The sequence below is a fragment of the Aeromonas sp. 2MA4 genome, assembly GCF_029237305.1.
GTDB classification, from domain to species: Bacteria; Pseudomonadota; Gammaproteobacteria; order Enterobacterales; family Aeromonadaceae; genus Aeromonas; species Aeromonas salmonicida.
Genome location: NZ_JAACFY010000007.1, coordinates 166,525 through 182,041, shown reverse-complemented (window position 1 = coordinate 182,041; position 15,517 = coordinate 166,525). Strand labels below are relative to the sequence as shown.

General features: G+C 61.4%; 11 protein-coding genes. 5 read left to right on the top strand and 6 right to left on the bottom strand.

The window, feature by feature from the left end:
• Window positions 1-2 precede the first annotated feature (2 nt).
• Window positions 3-887: an AEC family transporter gene (locus GWQ31_RS09895; RefSeq protein WP_021139313.1), complete on the top strand. Its 885-nt coding sequence runs from the start codon at window positions 3-5 to the stop codon at window positions 885-887.
• A 37-nt stretch (window positions 888-924) separates the two neighbouring features.
• On the opposite strand, the gene GWQ31_RS09890 is transcribed toward GWQ31_RS09895, so the two are convergent.
• The 4 genes from GWQ31_RS09890 to GWQ31_RS09875 all read right to left on the bottom strand — a co-directional run bounded on the left by GWQ31_RS09890 (window position 925) and on the right by GWQ31_RS09875 (window position 5,239).
• Complete coding sequence (locus GWQ31_RS09890) at window positions 925-2,217, bottom strand: MFS transporter (protein ID WP_275909248.1); 1,293 nt, start codon at window positions 2,215-2,217, stop codon at window positions 925-927.
• On the bottom strand, window positions 2,214-2,984 hold the full coding sequence (locus GWQ31_RS09885) for an ABC transporter ATP-binding protein (protein WP_275909247.1): 771 nt from the start codon (window positions 2,982-2,984) through the stop codon (window positions 2,214-2,216). The genes GWQ31_RS09890 and GWQ31_RS09885 overlap by 4 nt, the downstream gene beginning before the upstream one ends.
• Window positions 2,977-4,029 carry an iron ABC transporter permease gene (locus GWQ31_RS09880; protein WP_275909246.1) on the bottom strand — a complete coding sequence of 351 codons (1,053 nt, stop codon included), beginning with the start codon at window positions 4,027-4,029 and terminating at the stop codon, window positions 2,977-2,979. The genes GWQ31_RS09885 and GWQ31_RS09880 overlap by 8 nt, the downstream gene beginning before the upstream one ends.
• A gap of 118 nt (window positions 4,030-4,147) precedes the next feature.
• On the bottom strand, window positions 4,148-5,239 hold the full coding sequence (locus GWQ31_RS09875) for an ABC transporter substrate-binding protein (RefSeq protein ID WP_275909245.1): 1,092 nt from the start codon (window positions 5,237-5,239) through the stop codon (window positions 4,148-4,150).
• A gap of 841 nt (window positions 5,240-6,080) precedes the next feature.
• On the opposite strand from GWQ31_RS09875, the gene GWQ31_RS09870 reads away from it, so the two are divergent.
• Window positions 6,081-9,299 carry an ExeM/NucH family extracellular endonuclease gene (locus tag GWQ31_RS09870; RefSeq protein ID WP_275909244.1) on the top strand — a complete coding sequence of 1,073 codons (3,219 nt, stop codon included), beginning with the start codon at window positions 6,081-6,083 and terminating at the stop codon, window positions 9,297-9,299.
• Between the two features lie 222 nt (window positions 9,300-9,521).
• Here GWQ31_RS09870 and GWQ31_RS09865 read toward each other — a convergent pair whose 3' ends face one another.
• Window positions 9,522-10,061 (bottom strand): glycine zipper 2TM domain-containing protein, encoded by a 540-nt coding sequence (locus tag GWQ31_RS09865; RefSeq protein ID WP_275909243.1) that lies wholly within the window; start codon window positions 10,059-10,061, stop codon window positions 9,522-9,524.
• Between the two features lie 488 nt (window positions 10,062-10,549).
• On the opposite strand from GWQ31_RS09865, the gene GWQ31_RS09860 reads away from it, so the two are divergent.
• Window positions 10,550-10,738, top strand: coding sequence for a hypothetical protein (locus GWQ31_RS09860; RefSeq protein ID WP_034523758.1), 189 nt, complete (start codon window positions 10,550-10,552; stop codon window positions 10,736-10,738).
• A gap of 96 nt (window positions 10,739-10,834) precedes the next feature.
• On the opposite strand, the gene GWQ31_RS09855 is transcribed toward GWQ31_RS09860, so the two are convergent.
• A complete protein-coding gene (locus GWQ31_RS09855) occupies window positions 10,835-12,361 on the bottom strand; it encodes a YfcC family protein (protein WP_275909242.1) in 1,527 nt (508 codons plus the stop codon).
• Window positions 12,362-12,974: 613 nt separating this feature from the next.
• On the opposite strand from GWQ31_RS09855, the gene GWQ31_RS09850 reads away from it, so the two are divergent.
• A complete protein-coding gene (locus GWQ31_RS09850) occupies window positions 12,975-14,597 on the top strand; it encodes an acyl-CoA synthetase (protein ID WP_275909241.1) in 1,623 nt (540 codons plus the stop codon).
• 231 nt (window positions 14,598-14,828) lie between these two features.
• The gene (locus GWQ31_RS09845) at window positions 14,829-15,512 is read left to right on the top strand and encodes a YafY family protein (RefSeq protein ID WP_275909262.1); all 684 of its coding nucleotides are present in this window, start codon (window positions 14,829-14,831) and stop codon (window positions 15,510-15,512) included.
• The last annotated feature ends 5 nt before the right edge of the window (window positions 15,513-15,517 follow it).

The window sequence follows — 15,517 nt, the reverse complement described above, 5'->3', positions numbered from 1 at the left end:
CCATGTTCAGTGCGCTGCTCAATATCGTCATACCGGTGTTTGCCGTGGTGGGGCTCGGTGCCCTCTATGGTCGGTTGCGACCGGGCGGGGCCCTGGGTTACGTCAATCGGGCCAATATAGAGTTGTTCACACCGGCGCTGGTGTTTTCGGCGCTGGTCAAATATCCGCTGGCCTTGATGGCCCATCTGCCACTGATCGCAGCAGGGGTACTGGTGATCCTGTTGCCCGGACTCTTGCTCTCCCTGCTCAGGTTAAAGGAGATCAGCAGGCCGGCACTGATCCTGCCCGCCATGTTTCGAAACACAGGCAACCTCGGTATCCCCTTGATGGTGCTGGCCTTTGGCGAGCAGCAGCTCGGCGCCATCATCATATTGTTCGTGCTCTCCAACCTGCTCCACTTCTCTGTGGGCATGTTTATCCTCTCGGCCAACACTTCCCGCTGGCTCTGGCTGCGCAGCCCTGTGCTGTGGGCGGCCTTCGCCGGTTTGCTGGTGGCCAACTTGCAGATACCGTTGCCGGAATACCTGGTGACCAGCGCGACTCTGCTAGGCCAGATCTCGGTGCCGCTGATGCTGTTTGCCTTAGGTGTTCGGCTGATGGAGGGGGAGCTGGGCCACCTTGGCCTGGCACTCAAATGCAACCTGCTTTACCTGCTGGCTGGTGGCTTGTCATTCGGGCTGGTGGTCTGGTTGTTGCCGCTGCAGGCGGAGTGGTTACCCTTGCTGATGCTGTCGGTTGCGCTGCCCCCGGCGGTGTTGAATTACATGCTCTGTGAGCAATACCAGTGTCAGCCTGAAAAAGTGGCCAGCATAGTGCTCGGCGGCAATGCACTCTCAGTGGTGGTGATCCCGCTGGCAGTCTGGCTGGCGCTGCATCTGAACAGTTGAACATCGGCAGTTATAGCCCGCAGATCTACCACCTCTGTCATTCGGGCAGAGGCGAGCTACTGTGCTTGCCGGATCGCAACTGAGAGTAGAGTCCGAATCCTGCCAGCACCCCCGTCAATGCCAGCAAGAGCCAGATGGCGGTGGCGGGACGGGTCCCTGCATCCCCCAGCATAAAACCGATCAGCAGGTTGCCAAAGAGCGCCATGCAGCCACCCGCACTGGCATAGAAGCCGTAGTAGCTGGCGAGCTGGTCAGGGGGCGCGTAGCGGGGCAACTGGGCGGCAAAGAGCGGGAAGCAGAGAATGGAGCCGAGCGAGAGCAGGGCCACCTGCGCCAATACCCCCACCGTCGACCAGGGGGAGAGCAGAGGCAGGGCCAGATAGCTCAGGCCCATCAGCCCTATGCCTAGCCCCATGGCGAGCGGCACCCCCAGGTGGCGTTCCACCAGGCGGGATGCCGGCAGTTGGAGCATGACGCCGATCACCGCCGAGAGGGTGAAGACGCCGCCGAGCAGGTGAGTGGCGTCCGGCAGGCTCTGGATATGGGCGGGCAGGGCGAGATAGAGCTGATGGAACAGGATCTGATAGCTGCCTGCCAGCAGAGTGAACCGCATAAAGGGGCGCTGGCGCAGGATGTCCCGCCATTGGCTCAGAATGGCGCCGTGCGGGGTCTGGTTATCCACCGGGCGCTTGGGCAGCACCCGATACTGCAGCATCCCCAACAGAGCAAACAGGCTCGCCGCCAAGAGCCCGGTCAGGGCATAGCTCTGCTGGGTCAAGGTCAGGCCGACCAGGGGGCCGAGCAGCATGCCCGCCTGGCTGGCGAGATTGTGCAGGGCGAAGGCGCGCTGGCGCTGGCTCGGGGTGCTGCATTCGCTGGCCAGATAGGCCTGGGCGCAGGGGGTGAAGAGGGCCCCGGCAAAGCCGGTGAGGGCGGCCGCCAGCAGCAGTATGGGCAGGGACTCGGCCCAGCCCAGCAGCACGAAGCCTAATGATCGCACCAGGCAACCCCAGACGATGGCAGTGTGATAGCCGATGCGATCCCCCAGAGTCCCCCCCAGCAGAAACAGACCCTGCTGGCTGAACACCCGCATCCCCATGACCAGACCACAGGCCCAGCCAGCGAGGCCAAGCCCGCTGCCCATGTGTTGGGCGAGGAAGGGTATCATCATGTAGAAGCCGAGATTGAACGCCAGGCCATTGAGGATGAGCAGGCGGGCGGCCGGGTTCATGCCCTGCCAGTCCCGCCAGTAGGAGGCGCGGCTCATGCGTTGTACACCCGGGCGCCGGTTGCGGGCAGTCGCAAGCGGTGTCATGGGGGATCTTCTCATGATTGCCTGCGCAGGGTACGAAGGAAGGGGATGCCGCTCTGATCGTGGCTTATCTGCACCGGCACCTGATAGAGCCGCTCAATCAAGGCCGCATCGAGCACCCGGGCCGGTGGGCCGAAGGCTTGCAAGTCGCCATCTGCCAGCACGATCAGCTGATCGGCAAACTGGGCCGCCAGGTTGAGATCGTGCAGCACCACCAGGGTGATCCACTGCTGCTCCCGGGTCTGCTGGCACAGGTGCTCCATCAGTTGCATCTGGTGGTGAAGGTCGAGGGCGCTGACCGGCTCGTCCAGCATCATGATGCGGGGATCCCGCAGCAGCACCTGGGCAAACAGCACCATCTGCCGCTGGCCGCCGCTTAAGGAGTAAAGGGGGCGATCCGCCAGATGGGCGATGCCAAGGGCCTGCAGGGCACGACCGGCCGCCAGTATGTCCTCGTCCGCCAGACGCATGGAGAGGCTGTCGAGGCGCCCCAGCACCACCACTTCGATGACGCTCAAGTCCAGCTCCAGCTGGATGTTCTGGGGCATGTAGCCAAATTGCTGGCGCCATTTGGCGACCGTCATCTGGCGGGCGCTCTGGCCCCCCAGGCGGATGTCGCCGCCGGCTGGGGTCAGTTCCCCAAAGAGAGCGCGCATCAGGGAAGTCTTGCCGGTCCCGTTCGGACCGATGATCACATGGACCTGACCCGGGTGCAGAGTCAGGCTCAGATCCCGCAGCAGGGTTTGCTGCCCAAGGGAGAGGGAGAGTCGGGATATTTCAAGCACGTTTACGCCCCCTGCCGAGGATCAGCCAGATGAAGAAGGGCACGCCAATCAGGGCGGTGACGATGCCGATGGGAAAGAGGGAGCCGGGTACGATGGATTTGGAGAGCACCGAGGCCGCCGACAGCATGCAGGCGCCGCACAGGGTCGACAGCGGGATCAGGAAGCGCTGATCTTCCCCCACCAGCATGCGGGCTATGTGGGGGGCCACCAGGCCGACGAAGCCGATGACGCCGACGAAGCTGGTGGCAGTGGCGGTGAGCAGGGCCACCAGGATCAGGGTCTTCATGCGCAGCCTGTCCACGTTGACCCCCAGGCTCCGTGCCCTGGCCTCCCCGAGGCGCAGGCTGGTGAGGGCCCAGGCATCCCGATAGATGAGCAGGGTGCAGATCAGGGTGACGGCGGCCGTGATGATCAGGGAGTCCCAGGTGGTGCGCATCAGGCTGCCAAACAGCCAGAACATGATCTGCTGGTTGAGCTCGGGAGAGGAGAGAAACTGCAGCAGGGAGAGCAGGGACTGGAATAGGAACAAAAGGGCTATGCCCGCCAGGATCAGGGTCTGGCTGCTGATGTTGCGCATCATGGCGAGGCCAAACAAGAGGCTGGCGGCAAACATGCACAGAATGAAGGCCCCGGCCGGAATGGCAATCAGGGGAGGGAGCCCGAGACCGCCGGTATAGAGCGCCAGTGCGGCGCCAAGCCCGGCCGCGGCCGCTAGCCCTAACGTGTAGGGGCTGGCCAGGGGGTTGTCCAGCAGGGTCTGCATCTGGACGCCGCCAAGCCCGAGCGAGGCGCCGACCACCAGGGCCATCAGGGCGATGGGCAGGCGCATGTCATAGACAATGGTGCGGGTCATGGAGTCCGCCTGGGCGGGAGAGAGCAGGGCATCGACCACTTCGCCAAGGGGCAGCAAGGAAGGGCCGGTGGCGATGTCGAGCACCAGCGTGATGCACAGCACCAGGGCGAGCAGCGCCAGCCAGTGCCAGCGACGGCGCTCTCGTTGCCGCTGACGGGTGAGGGTCTGCTGCAGGGCAGCCAAATCATTCATGATAACAATCCTGAAGCGGGCGCTCTCAAGGAGCGCCCGCAAGGGTTAAAGAGGGATGACGAAGAGGGACTTCCCGACTCGGGTCGGGAAAGTCCGGCCCGTCAGGTTCAACCTGCCATTACTTGATACCCAGCATAAAAGTGCCCTGCGGGCGAATGGGCAGATAGGCGTGGTAGAAGCCCTGATAGGTGGCCAGGGGGTCGAGATCTTCGAACAAGTCGGGGTAGAACGCCTTGGCCATGAACTCGATGAGGGCGGCATCCATGATGCTGCGGGTGGCGCCGTGATAGACCGCATAGAGACGGCCCTGTTGTATGGCAGGCAGATCGCGCCAGCCCGGGCGGGCGGCAAATCCCTGCAGGCGGGCACGCACTGTCTGGGCCGAAATATCCTGACCGACCTGCATGGCCTGCTCGCTGCTCACGCTCTCGTAGCCTGCCATCAGAATGACCTCCGGCTTGCTCGCCAGCAGTTGCTCCGGGTGGATGGGGCCCCAGCGTTCGACAAAGGGGGCCGCGACGTTGTCACCCCCGGCCAGCAGGGCCATGGCGCCCCACATGTCCTTGCCATAGGTGTAACTGTACTCGGCCGGTCCCTTGTCACCCAACTCTATGTAAACACGGGGCGGCTGGCGTTTCGCCTGAGCGATGCGGGAGGTGATGGTCTCAATCTTGGCCTTGTACTCGTCGGCCATCTTGCGGGCGCGGGCCTCCTGGCCGGTCACCTTGCCAAGCAGCAGGGTGCTCGCCATGTGGCGTGAAAGGGTCTGGGCGTTGTAGTCCACCACCACCACTGGGATCCCCGCCTGCTCGAGGCGCGGCAGATCCGGGGCCAGGGCCTCGTATTGCCACTGGGCCAGGATCACCACATCAGGCCTGACGGCCAGGGTCTTCTCGATGGAGAAGCTCTGATCCTGAACGTTGCCAAGGTCGGGCACCCTGGCCAGTTGCGGCAGGCTGGCGACATAGAGGGACCAGATGGCGGGGCGGGACTTGACGAACCAGCCACGGGACATGCCCACCAGGCGATCGGCACCACCTTCTCCGGCCACGGCCAGGTAATCCTCGGGATAGAAACCGAGCACGATGCGGCTGGCGGGCAAGTTAAGGGAGACCTTGCGGCCCATCACATCTTCCACTTCAACGGGGGCGGTTGCTTGTACCATCCAGCTCATCAGGGTGAGCTGACCAAGCAGAAGCAGCTTTGCCATGGGGTGACGAAACATCTTTGATAACCTCGGAGGGGGTGAACACCACAAAAAGAAGTGAGAACTATTGCCATTCACAATTCAAAAAGCAATGAGCTTTTGCATGGTCGGTCCTCTTTTTATGAGGGCTGTGTCCGCCAGGATAAAATACTGTTTCAATAGGCTCTCTTCTTCTCTGGTTAGATCATATTGTCAGCCATTTTCAGCTGGTTCGAACCAGCCCTTTTCCCGTTTTGGCGAGTGTTGATAAGGACGCAGCATGGTGGATCTTCCGTTCTGCAATCAAAGGAGGAGGGCATAGGTGTGGGTCGAGGAGGAGGGGGGTATAAATCTGTTTATCATTAATAGAGCGATATTTTGCCTCGGCAAGCAGCCTATATATCAGATGCGGTCATGAGCCTCTGCATAGCCGTGTTTTTGTCATGGTTGTTGCTATTTCCTGCCAGATTTCCCTGTTCGCTCCCGGGTGATCCCCGGTGCGCTGGTATGAAAGCCGTGATGGCACCCTGTCTTCAAGCTGCTGTTTTTGCTTCTTATGTCAGCTTGTGTCGCCATGTTCTGCGCCGCAACGAGATATTGACGGCAGCAAATGCCACACCTTGCGCGATGGCAGTCAGATGATCCGATTATCCTTTTTCTCCCATTATTTCCCGTCACCAGTTCGCAACAATTTTCTGTAATTGTTAGCCAGCTCGCGGCGGTGGTGCGGCCAAACGGGCAGAGTAGGCGCGATATTTGGCCAAGGGCCTATATCCGTTGTTTTTATACGTGCAATAAGGTGCTGCGGCCCGCATAACGCGGGGCGCCAATAACATATCTGCTAATAAGAAAAGGAACATTGGCTATGTCAGGAAGACACTCTCTGGTGGCGCTCGCGGTCGGGCTGGCGCTGTCAGGACAGGTACAGGCACAACTGCTGATCAGCGAATATCTGGAAGGATCCAGTAACAACAAGGCGGTGGAGCTGAGCAATCTGGGCGCGACTCCCGTCGATCTCTCTCAATACCGGCTGGCGCTCTATGCCAACGGCAAACCTCTCACCGATGCCCCCACCAACAGCCTGGCGCTGCAAGGCACCCTGGCCCCGGGCGCCAGCCTGGTGCTGGCCAATCCTTCCGCCAACGCCGAGATCCTGGCCAAGGCTAATCAGACCAGCGGCAACCTGGTGTTCAACGGCGATGATGCCCTGGTGCTCTATCGCGGCAGCGAGATAGTGGACAGCTTCGGCCAGGTGGGGGTGGACCCGGGCACGGCCTGGGTGTCCGGCAGCGTCTCGACCCTGGACATGACCCTGCGCCGCAAGGCCACCGTCACCACGGGCCGGACTGATGCGGCGGGCCCCTTCAATCCGGCGCTGGAGTACGTGGCTGCCGCCAAGGATGATGCCAGCGGCCTGGGTTGCAGTGGCGATGGCCCCTGCGATGGCACTCTGCCCCCGGTCTTCGTCTGCCCGATCGATCAGCTGATACCCGTGCCCGCCATTCAGGGCACCGGCAGCAGCAGCCCGTTGGTGCCGGTCGGCAAGTTTGAATCCGAGCAGGCCCATGCCACCCGTGGTGTCGTCACCCAGGTGGTGAATGGCCTCTACAAGGGCTTCTTCATTCAGGACCTGCAAGGGGACGGGGATCCGGCCAGCTCTGATGGTCTCTTCGTCTACAGCACCCAGGCCAACAGCGCCATAGTGCCGGGGGCCGAGGTATGCGTCTCAGGCAAAGTGAAGGAGTACTTCAACCAGACCCAGCTCAATGCCGATGAACTGGTGGTGACCCAGCCCATGGTGGCCTTGCTGCCTGCGGTGGATCTGGTGCCGGTGGCGGGCGAGACCCTGAACCAGCTGCTGGAGCGCCACGAGGGGATGCAGGTGCGGCTGGTGCCCGAGTCCAGCCTGGTGGTGACCCGCAACTTCAGTTTCGATTACGACGGCAAGCGCAACAACCTAGTGCTCTCTTATGGCGCCCCCCTCATCAAGTCGACCCAGAAGTTTGCCGCCCAAAGCGAGGAGGCGAGCCAGTGGGCCCTGCGCAACCAGCAAAACCAGCTGGTGGTGGAGACGGACGCCAAGGCGCCGGATGGAGTGCTGCCCTGGTATCCCGCCTTTAATGCCGAAGATGGCTACCTGCGCATCGGCGACAAACTCAACGGGCTGGAGGGGGCGCTGGGTTACTCCTACAACCTGTTCCGGCTGGTGGCGAGCAATCGCATCGACAGCAGTGACATAGACCACAGCGGCTGGGACAGGGTAGATACCCCTGAACTCGCCGAGGCGGGGGATCTGCGGGTCGCCAGCTTCAACGTGCTCAACTTCTTCACCACAGTGGTGGGCGGGGATGCCAACCCCACCGGCAGCAACCGTGGCGCCTTGACTATCCCTGAGTTCGAGAAGCAGCGCACCAAGATCGTCAGCGCCATCACCCGCCTCAACGCCGATGTGGTGGGGCTGATGGAGATAGAGAACAACGGCTACGGCGACAACTCCGCCATCGCCAATCTGGTCGAGGCCCTCAACGCCGCCCAGCCGGATGAAGCGGATCACTACCGCTGGATTGCCTCGCCCGATGGCCAGCCCATAGGTACCGACGCCATTACGGTGGGTCTCATCTACCGGCCCGCCAGCGTGACGCCGCAAGGTGCCGCCAGCCTCATAGTGCTGCCGGTGCAGCAGGCCGAGGCCTTGGACGCCAGCGGCAAGCCGGTTGCCATCAATCAGGGCATGCGCGAATCCCTGTTGCAGCAATTCAGCTCGCCCAAGGGGGATGCGCCCCTGACGCTGGTGGTCAACCACCTCAAGTCCAAGGGTTCCGCCTGCTTTGAGGATTACCCCGACTACGCCAGCGCCGATCCGCTGGATGGTCAGGGCCACTGCAACGCGCTGCGGGTCTCCGCCGCCAAGGTGTTGGGGGAGAGCCTCAAGGACATGAGCGGGGATCTGCTGCTCATCGGCGACCTGAACGCCTATGGCATGGAGGACCCCATCCGGGTGCTGACCAGCTATGATCCGGCCGCGCAGCCGCGCCAGATCATGAGTGCTTCCTTCACCACGCTGGCGGGCCAACCTTTCGAGGAGAGCGGCAGCGCCCTTGGCAAGGGGTATGGTTTTGTGAACCTCAATACCCGCTTCCATGGCACCGATACCTACTCCTACAGCTACGAGGGGGAGCTCGGCAACCTGGATCACGCCCTGGCCAACCCCAGCCTGGCAGCCAAGGTGATCGGCATAGAGGATTGGCACATCAACTCCGCCGAGAGCAACTTCTTTGAGTACGGCAGCAAGTACACAGGCCAGCTGGCCAAATCGGACGGCCCCTTCAGCGCCTCGGATCACGATCCCGTGCTGGTGGCGATCCAGTATCCGCTGCCGCCTGCCGGGGTGATCAGTCTGGATAGCGCAGCCGCCAGCGTAGAGGAGGGCAGCGCCCTGAGCCTCACCGTCAGCCGCCGCGATGGCAGCCATGGCGAGGCCAGCGTCAGCTACCGCATCGTCTTTGGCAGCGCCGATGCCAATGATGTGGCGCCACTGACCGGCACCCTGAATTGGGCAGCCGGCCAGAGTGACAGCCAGACCATCAGCATCCCGGTGAAGAGCGACACCCTGCGCGAGGGGGATGAGACCTTCACCCTGGAACTGTTCGATGCGAGCGGAGCCAGCCTTGGCGAGCAGCGCCAGATTCTGGTGACCATCAAGGACAAGCTGGCGCCGTCCACCATTGCGTTGGCCCGCGCCAGCATGACGGTGAACGAGGGGCAGTGGTTTGCCGAGATCCCAGTGGTGCGCAGCGGCGATCTGAGCAAGCCGGCCCGTGCCCAGTTGGGCCTTGAGGGGATCACGGCGCGCTGGGGGCTGGATTTCCTGCCCTGGTTCAGCCAGTCGGTGAGCTGGGCCGCCGGTGAGGGGGGCAGCAAGTCCATCAAGGTGCTGATCCTGGATGACTGGTTTGTCGAGTCCACAGAGCAGTTCAAGGTGAGTCTGCGTCAGCTGCAGGGGGGCAAACCGGGCGCAGTGCAGGAGACCCTGGTCGATATCAAGGACAACGACAAGTCCTGGTGGCCGTTTGGTCGCCATTGATTGAAAAAGGATGAGCAAGGGGCCTGCGGGCCCCTTTTTGCTGGCCTTTTGACTGGCAAGGATGCGTGCAAGACGATCCTTGCCGGCAGTGGCCACCCTCTGAATTCAGGCTGCTGGCGAGTCCAATGCCTTGCTGGTGAGCAGCACAGGGGCGTGCGCAATAAAAAAAGGCCCATCGCTATGATGAGCCTTCCTTTGGCGCAGGAGCCTGACGGGTAAGGATCAGCCTTGAGTGCTGTCGATCACCAGTTTGCCATCCTTGACCGGTATGGTGGCGCCGGGGGCCTTCTCCATGCGGATGACCCCCTCTTGTCCGGCGAGGCGGTAGGTGACGTCGTAGCCAAGAGTACGGGTACTGCTCTCCTGCACCGTCTTGCAGCGCTGCTGCGTGGTGGTGTAGGTATCACCCGCTTGCATATTGCCCTGCACCTGATTGCCTGCGTAACCACCGGCCACGGCCCCCGCGGCTGTGGCGACCTTCTTGCCACTGCCACCGCCAAACTGGTTGCCAAGCACGCCCCCGAGCGCGGCGCCAACCACTGTACCCAGGATCTTGTTTTCATCCTGCACGGGTTTGCGGTGGGTCACTGTCACGTTGCGGCACTCCTGACGGGGTGTCTTGATGGTCTCGGTCACCGGCTTGCTGGCCAGTACCTCGGCAAACTGGGGCTTGGATGAAAACAGGGATCCGCTGGCTGCGGCCGACAATGCCAGCGCAGAGGCCACACCGATCCCGACACCTGCCAACATGGATTTGTTCATTTTTCGTTCTCCTGAAATGCATCACCTGATGCGGCTGTTGCTTGCCGCGATCTTGGCACAACCCGGAGGATGAACAAGGCACGCACCGCTCAGGCACGACAGCCTCTGACTGCACCGAAAAGTCCCTCGTCAAAAAGGTGTCGGGCTTTGGCGACAAAGGCCGTGGAGGTCTGGCTGGGACGTGGGCATGTTGCTCGGGATCGGGTGGATACGTCGCATTTTGCGATTCATATGGGCTCTTTGTGCTCATTTTGCGTCAAACCACTGCCGCGCCTGTCCCCTGACGCGGGCTTGAGCGGCTTGTCCGCGTGCACCGACTTGCGCGGCAACTGCTTGATAAATCGCTGTGATGAAGCGCTCCCATTGCCGATAAGAGATCACGGCAAGCATTATGCTTGGTCTTTTGGCAAGAGAGCGAAAGGACGGTGATGAAGTGACACCGTCGTCATCGCGTAGCGAATGAAAGAGAGAATCGGCAAGGGGGACTTATGTCGATGTTGCCAAGATGGATACAGCCGGCCGTACAGGCCCGGATTATCACCCAGCAGCAGGCTCAATTACTGCTGGCATCCCTTTATCAACCTCTCTCCGAAGTGGCGCAGGAGCTGCCCGCCGACATAGTCGACATCAGCCTCAAGCTCTACTGTTTTCGCCAACAGGGCAGGGTGCGCCATTGATGCACGAGTGAGAGGGCGTTTTCCCGAGCCGCTGGAGCCAGGCCGCATAGAGAGCGCCCGGCACTGTGGGCCGGGCGCGCTCTGGTGAGGTTCGCCTCAGATCAACATCACTTGCACCACCAGCATCAGGGCGCCAAAGCCCAGCACGAAGCCCACCATGGGCAGCACGAACTTGACCCACTGGTTGAACTGGATACCGAGCATCTGCAGGGTGACCAGCACCAGCCCGGTGGGGGCCAGGAACAGCATGGCGTATTGTCCCCAGTTGTAGGCCGACACCACTATGTAGCGCGGGATCATCACTGTATCCGCCAGCGGCGCCATGATGGGCATGGAGAGCACGGCCAGCCCCGAGGAAGAGGGCACCACCAGCCCCAGCAGGGTGAACACCAGCATCTGGGCCACCGCAAACACGGCGCCGTGCATGCCGGAGACCAAGTCGGAGGCGTAAGCCAGTATGGTGTCCGAGATCATCCCCTGATCCAGCACCAGATTGACCCCGCGCGCCAGCCCGATAATCAGCGACACCGCCACCAGTTCGGAGGCGCCCTGGGTGAAGGCCTCGACCGCCTCTTTTTCCTTCAGTCCCGAGATAAACATGATGAGGATGGTGACGGCGAGGAAGGAGGCCGCCATCTGCGGGAACCACCAGCCAGCCATGGAGACGCCCCACACCATGAGCGGAAAGGCGAGGATGAACAGGGTCAGAATGATCTTGCGGCGCAGGGTGAAGGGGACCCCTTCATCCAGAGCGCCCTCTTTGAGAAAACGGGCGCGGAAGCTGTCTCTGTCCTCATAGGTGTAGGAGAAGGCCGGGTTGGCCTTGATCTTCTTGCAGTACCAGTGGAGATAGCCAATGACCACCAGAGTGCCCACCAGACAGCCGACGGCGCGAAAGATCAGCCCCTCGGTGAAGGGAATGCCGGCTGCGTTGGAGGCGATCACCACAGAGAAGGGGTTGATGGTGGAGAAAGTGGTGCCCATGGAGGCGGCGAGGAAGATGGCACCCACGCAGACGATGGCGTCATAGCCGAGCGCCAGAAAGATGGGCACCAGTATGGGGTAGAAGGCGACGGCCTCTTCCTCCAGCCCGCAGGTGGTGCCCCCCAGCGCCATGACGACGCAAACCAGTGCCACGAACATGAATTCGTTGCCACGGGTTTTGCGCGACAGCGCCACCAGCCCGGCGCTGAAGGCGCCGGTCTTGTTGATGACGCCGATGAGCCCGCCGAGCACCAGGATGAAGACGATGATGTCAGCCCCCTCTATGGTGCCTTTGACCATGCTGACCGCCACGTCGGCGAGTCCCTTGGGGGCCTGCGCCAACCGCTCATAGGTGCCGGGAATGGCGATGGGCTTGCGGATGGTGCCGCTGGTGAATTGTTCCACCCCGATATTGATATTGAGTTTTTCAAGCTCGCTCTGGGTGGCGGGCACCCGGCTTATTTCCCCCTTCGGGCTATTGACCATCAGAGTGTCGTTGGCCGGGTTATAGGAGAGCTTGGAATAGGCCCCTGCCGGAATGATCCAGGTCAGGGCAATGGCCAGCAACATAATAAGAAACAAAATGGTAAAGGCAGTGGGAAATTGTCTGCGTGGCTGGGTATTCGGCTCGGCACACATAAATGCTCCTCGATAAAGCAGGTTCGGGCTCGGCGGAATATCGGGGCGACAGGGTTCCTTCGTCATTGGGCAGAAGTGCGCAGATCTACTGGTAATGGCGCACTCGTTGGCGAGAAGTCTGGCCTGATATTGGGCATGCGGTAGATTGTTTCACCATGTAACCATAACCTGCTGGTGTCGGGATGAATAGGAAGCGCGGCTCGCTTTATGGGCTGGCTCACAGAATATATTGGCTGATGAAACTGTCGTTAATTGCAATGCCATGCCCATACGGAGTCATTATATTCAATGATTATCTCTATTCATTTGGTGGATATAATTGGCAACAATGCCATAGGCTGCAAATTAATATGTAAATAATGCATGGCAGCCCATGCCGGTTTGATAATGGATAGATATTATTCAAGGCTGGCAATGCCCGGCATCATGACAGGCCTGACAGGGTGAAAACTCAGGCAGCGCCATCGCCTAAGACGTTTTGCTAATACCTGCCGGCATGGCCCTGCTGCTAGGCTGTCAGCCCCATAAGAGATCTGTGCAGTGCATGATGCCGGCGAGATCTCCCGCCCAATTCGATCCAGCCGCTTTGTGCCACCTGCGAGGAAGGAACCCGATGACAGAGCAGAACATCTATGAGGCCGGCCTTGATAAAAGCCCCGCTAATTTCGAGGCGCTGACCCCCATCAGCTTCCTGGCCCGGGCGGCGCGGGTTTATCCCGACTATCCGGCGCTGATCCATGGGGCCTTGCGTCAAAACTGGGCCCAGACCGAGCGGCGCTGCCGCCAGCTCGCCTCGGCCCTGCGTCGGCATGGCATAGGCGAGGGGGATACAGTCTCCATCATCGCCCCCAATACCCCGGCGATGTTCGAAGCCCACTTCGGGGTGCCCATGAGCGGCGCCGTGCTCAACACCCTCAACACCCGGCTCGATGCCGAGTCCATGGCCTTCATCTTCCTGCATGCCCAGAGCAGGGTGGTGCTGGTGGACAGGGAGTTCGGCGCCGTGGTGCGCAAGGCGCTGGCCCTTGTCAAGACGCAACCGCTGCTTATCGCCATTGACGATCCCCTCTATCGGGAGGGGGAGCTGATAAGCGAGCTCGACTATGAACAGTTTCTTGCCCAGGGAAACGGGGATGAGCCCGGTTGGCTGCCGGATGACGAGTGGCAGGCGATTTCCCTGAACTACACCTCGGGCACTACGGGCAACCCCAAGGGGGTGGTCTATCACCACCGCGGTGCCCACCTCAATGCAATCAACAACGTGCTCTCATGGGAGCTGCCCAAGCACAGTGTCTATCTCTGGACCCTGCCAATGTTTCACTGCAACGGCTGGTGCTTCCCCTGGACTCTGGCGGCCACCGCCGGGGTGAGTGTCTGCCTGCGTCATGTGCAGGCGGGGGCCATCTTTGATGCCCTGCGCGAGCACAAGGCGAGCCACTTCTGCGCCGCGCCCATCGTCCTCAACATGCTCAACAACGCCGACCCTGCGCTTAAATACGGGCTCAATCACCCCATCAAGGTGATGACGGCGGGGGCGGCGCCGCCCGCCACCGTGATCGCCGGCATGGAGGTCATGGGGATCGCCGTGACCCACGTCTATGGCCTCACCGAAACCTATGGTCCCTGCGTGCTGTGTGAACCCCAGCGAAGCTGGCAGGGGCAGGATGCCACTGCGCTCTCCCGCCTCAAGGCGCGCCAGGGGGTGGCATCCCCGCTGCAGGGGGAGATGCGGATCATCAACCCGGTCAGCGGCGAGCCTGTGCCCCTGGATGGCAAGACCCTGGGTGAGATAGTGCTGCGCGGCAACCTGGTGATGAAGGGCTATCTTAAAAATCCGGCGGCCAGCGCCGAGGTGATGGCGGAGGGCTGGTTTCGCAGTGGCGATCTGGCGGTATGGCACCCGGATGGTTATGTGGAGATCAAGGACAGATCCAAGGACATCATCATCTCCGGCGGGGAGAACATCTCCAGCCTGGAGGTGGAAGACGTGCTCTATCGCCATCCCGATGTGGACGAGGTGGCGGTGATCGCCATGCCGGACGAGAAGTGGGGGGAGGTGCCCTGCGCCTTCGTGAAACTCAAGGAGGGCAGGGAGCTGAGCCAGGCCGAGCTCATTGCGTTTTGCCGCGAGCAGATGGCCCACTTCAAGGCTCCCAAGCGGATCATCTTCACCCCCCTGCCCAAGACCTCCACCGGCAAGGTGCAAAAATACATGCTGCGCCAGCAGCTGGGGTAATGGGAATATAGCGCCATTTAAGAAATGCAGTGGGCCCTGATGGGCCCGTTTTGTGTGCCGACCCGGCGATGGCCGGCAATGCTTGCGGCCTTAGCTTGTCATCGTGTTGAGGGCCCATGAGAGGCGCTCGAACTACAAAGGCGTGTCAAGGTGTCTCCTCCCGGATTACCATGCCAGCCAGGTTCGGCAAGCAAGAGGTTGCCCGTGAGAAAATCGGATCGACTGTTTCAATTGACCAATCTGTTGCGGGCTCATCAGCCCCTGACCGCCCGCGAACTGGCGGAGCGTCTCTGCGTATCAGAGCGCACCATCTATCGCTACATGGACGATCTCTCCCTGGCGGGTATCCCCGTCTATGGGGAGGCAGGAAGGGGCTATCGGCTTAGCGAGGGTTTTGAGCTGGCTCCCCTGCAGTTGAGCGACGCCGAACTGGAAGCGCTGATCACAGGAGTGAACCTGGTGGCTGTGCTGACCGGCAAGGGGATGGCGGATCCGGCTCGGGCACTGCTCGCCAAGATAGAAGCCGCCTTGCCAGAAAGGGGGCCTGGCCGCGGGCAAACTCCCGTGGTGCGAGTGCCCGACTACCGGACTGCGCGTCCTGAGTACGTCCGTTGGGACAAGCTGCACGACGCCATCACTGCGGGTCACTGGCTGGAGATCGACTACGATGATGCCTTGGCCCGACAGACCCGGCGCCGCATCTATCCTCTGGGGCTCTTTTACTGGGGTGGATGCTGGACATTGGGGGCCTGGTGCACACTGCGCCTGGCATACCGGGACTTTAGAGTGGATCGAATCGGCAGCCTAGAACCGTGCTCCAAAGAGGACTCCGTGCCCACAGGTGTGACGCTGGCGAACTACCTGGCCGTGCGCCAGGCGGAAAATCCCCTGCTTGATGGCGCCTCTGGAGGTTAAAAAAT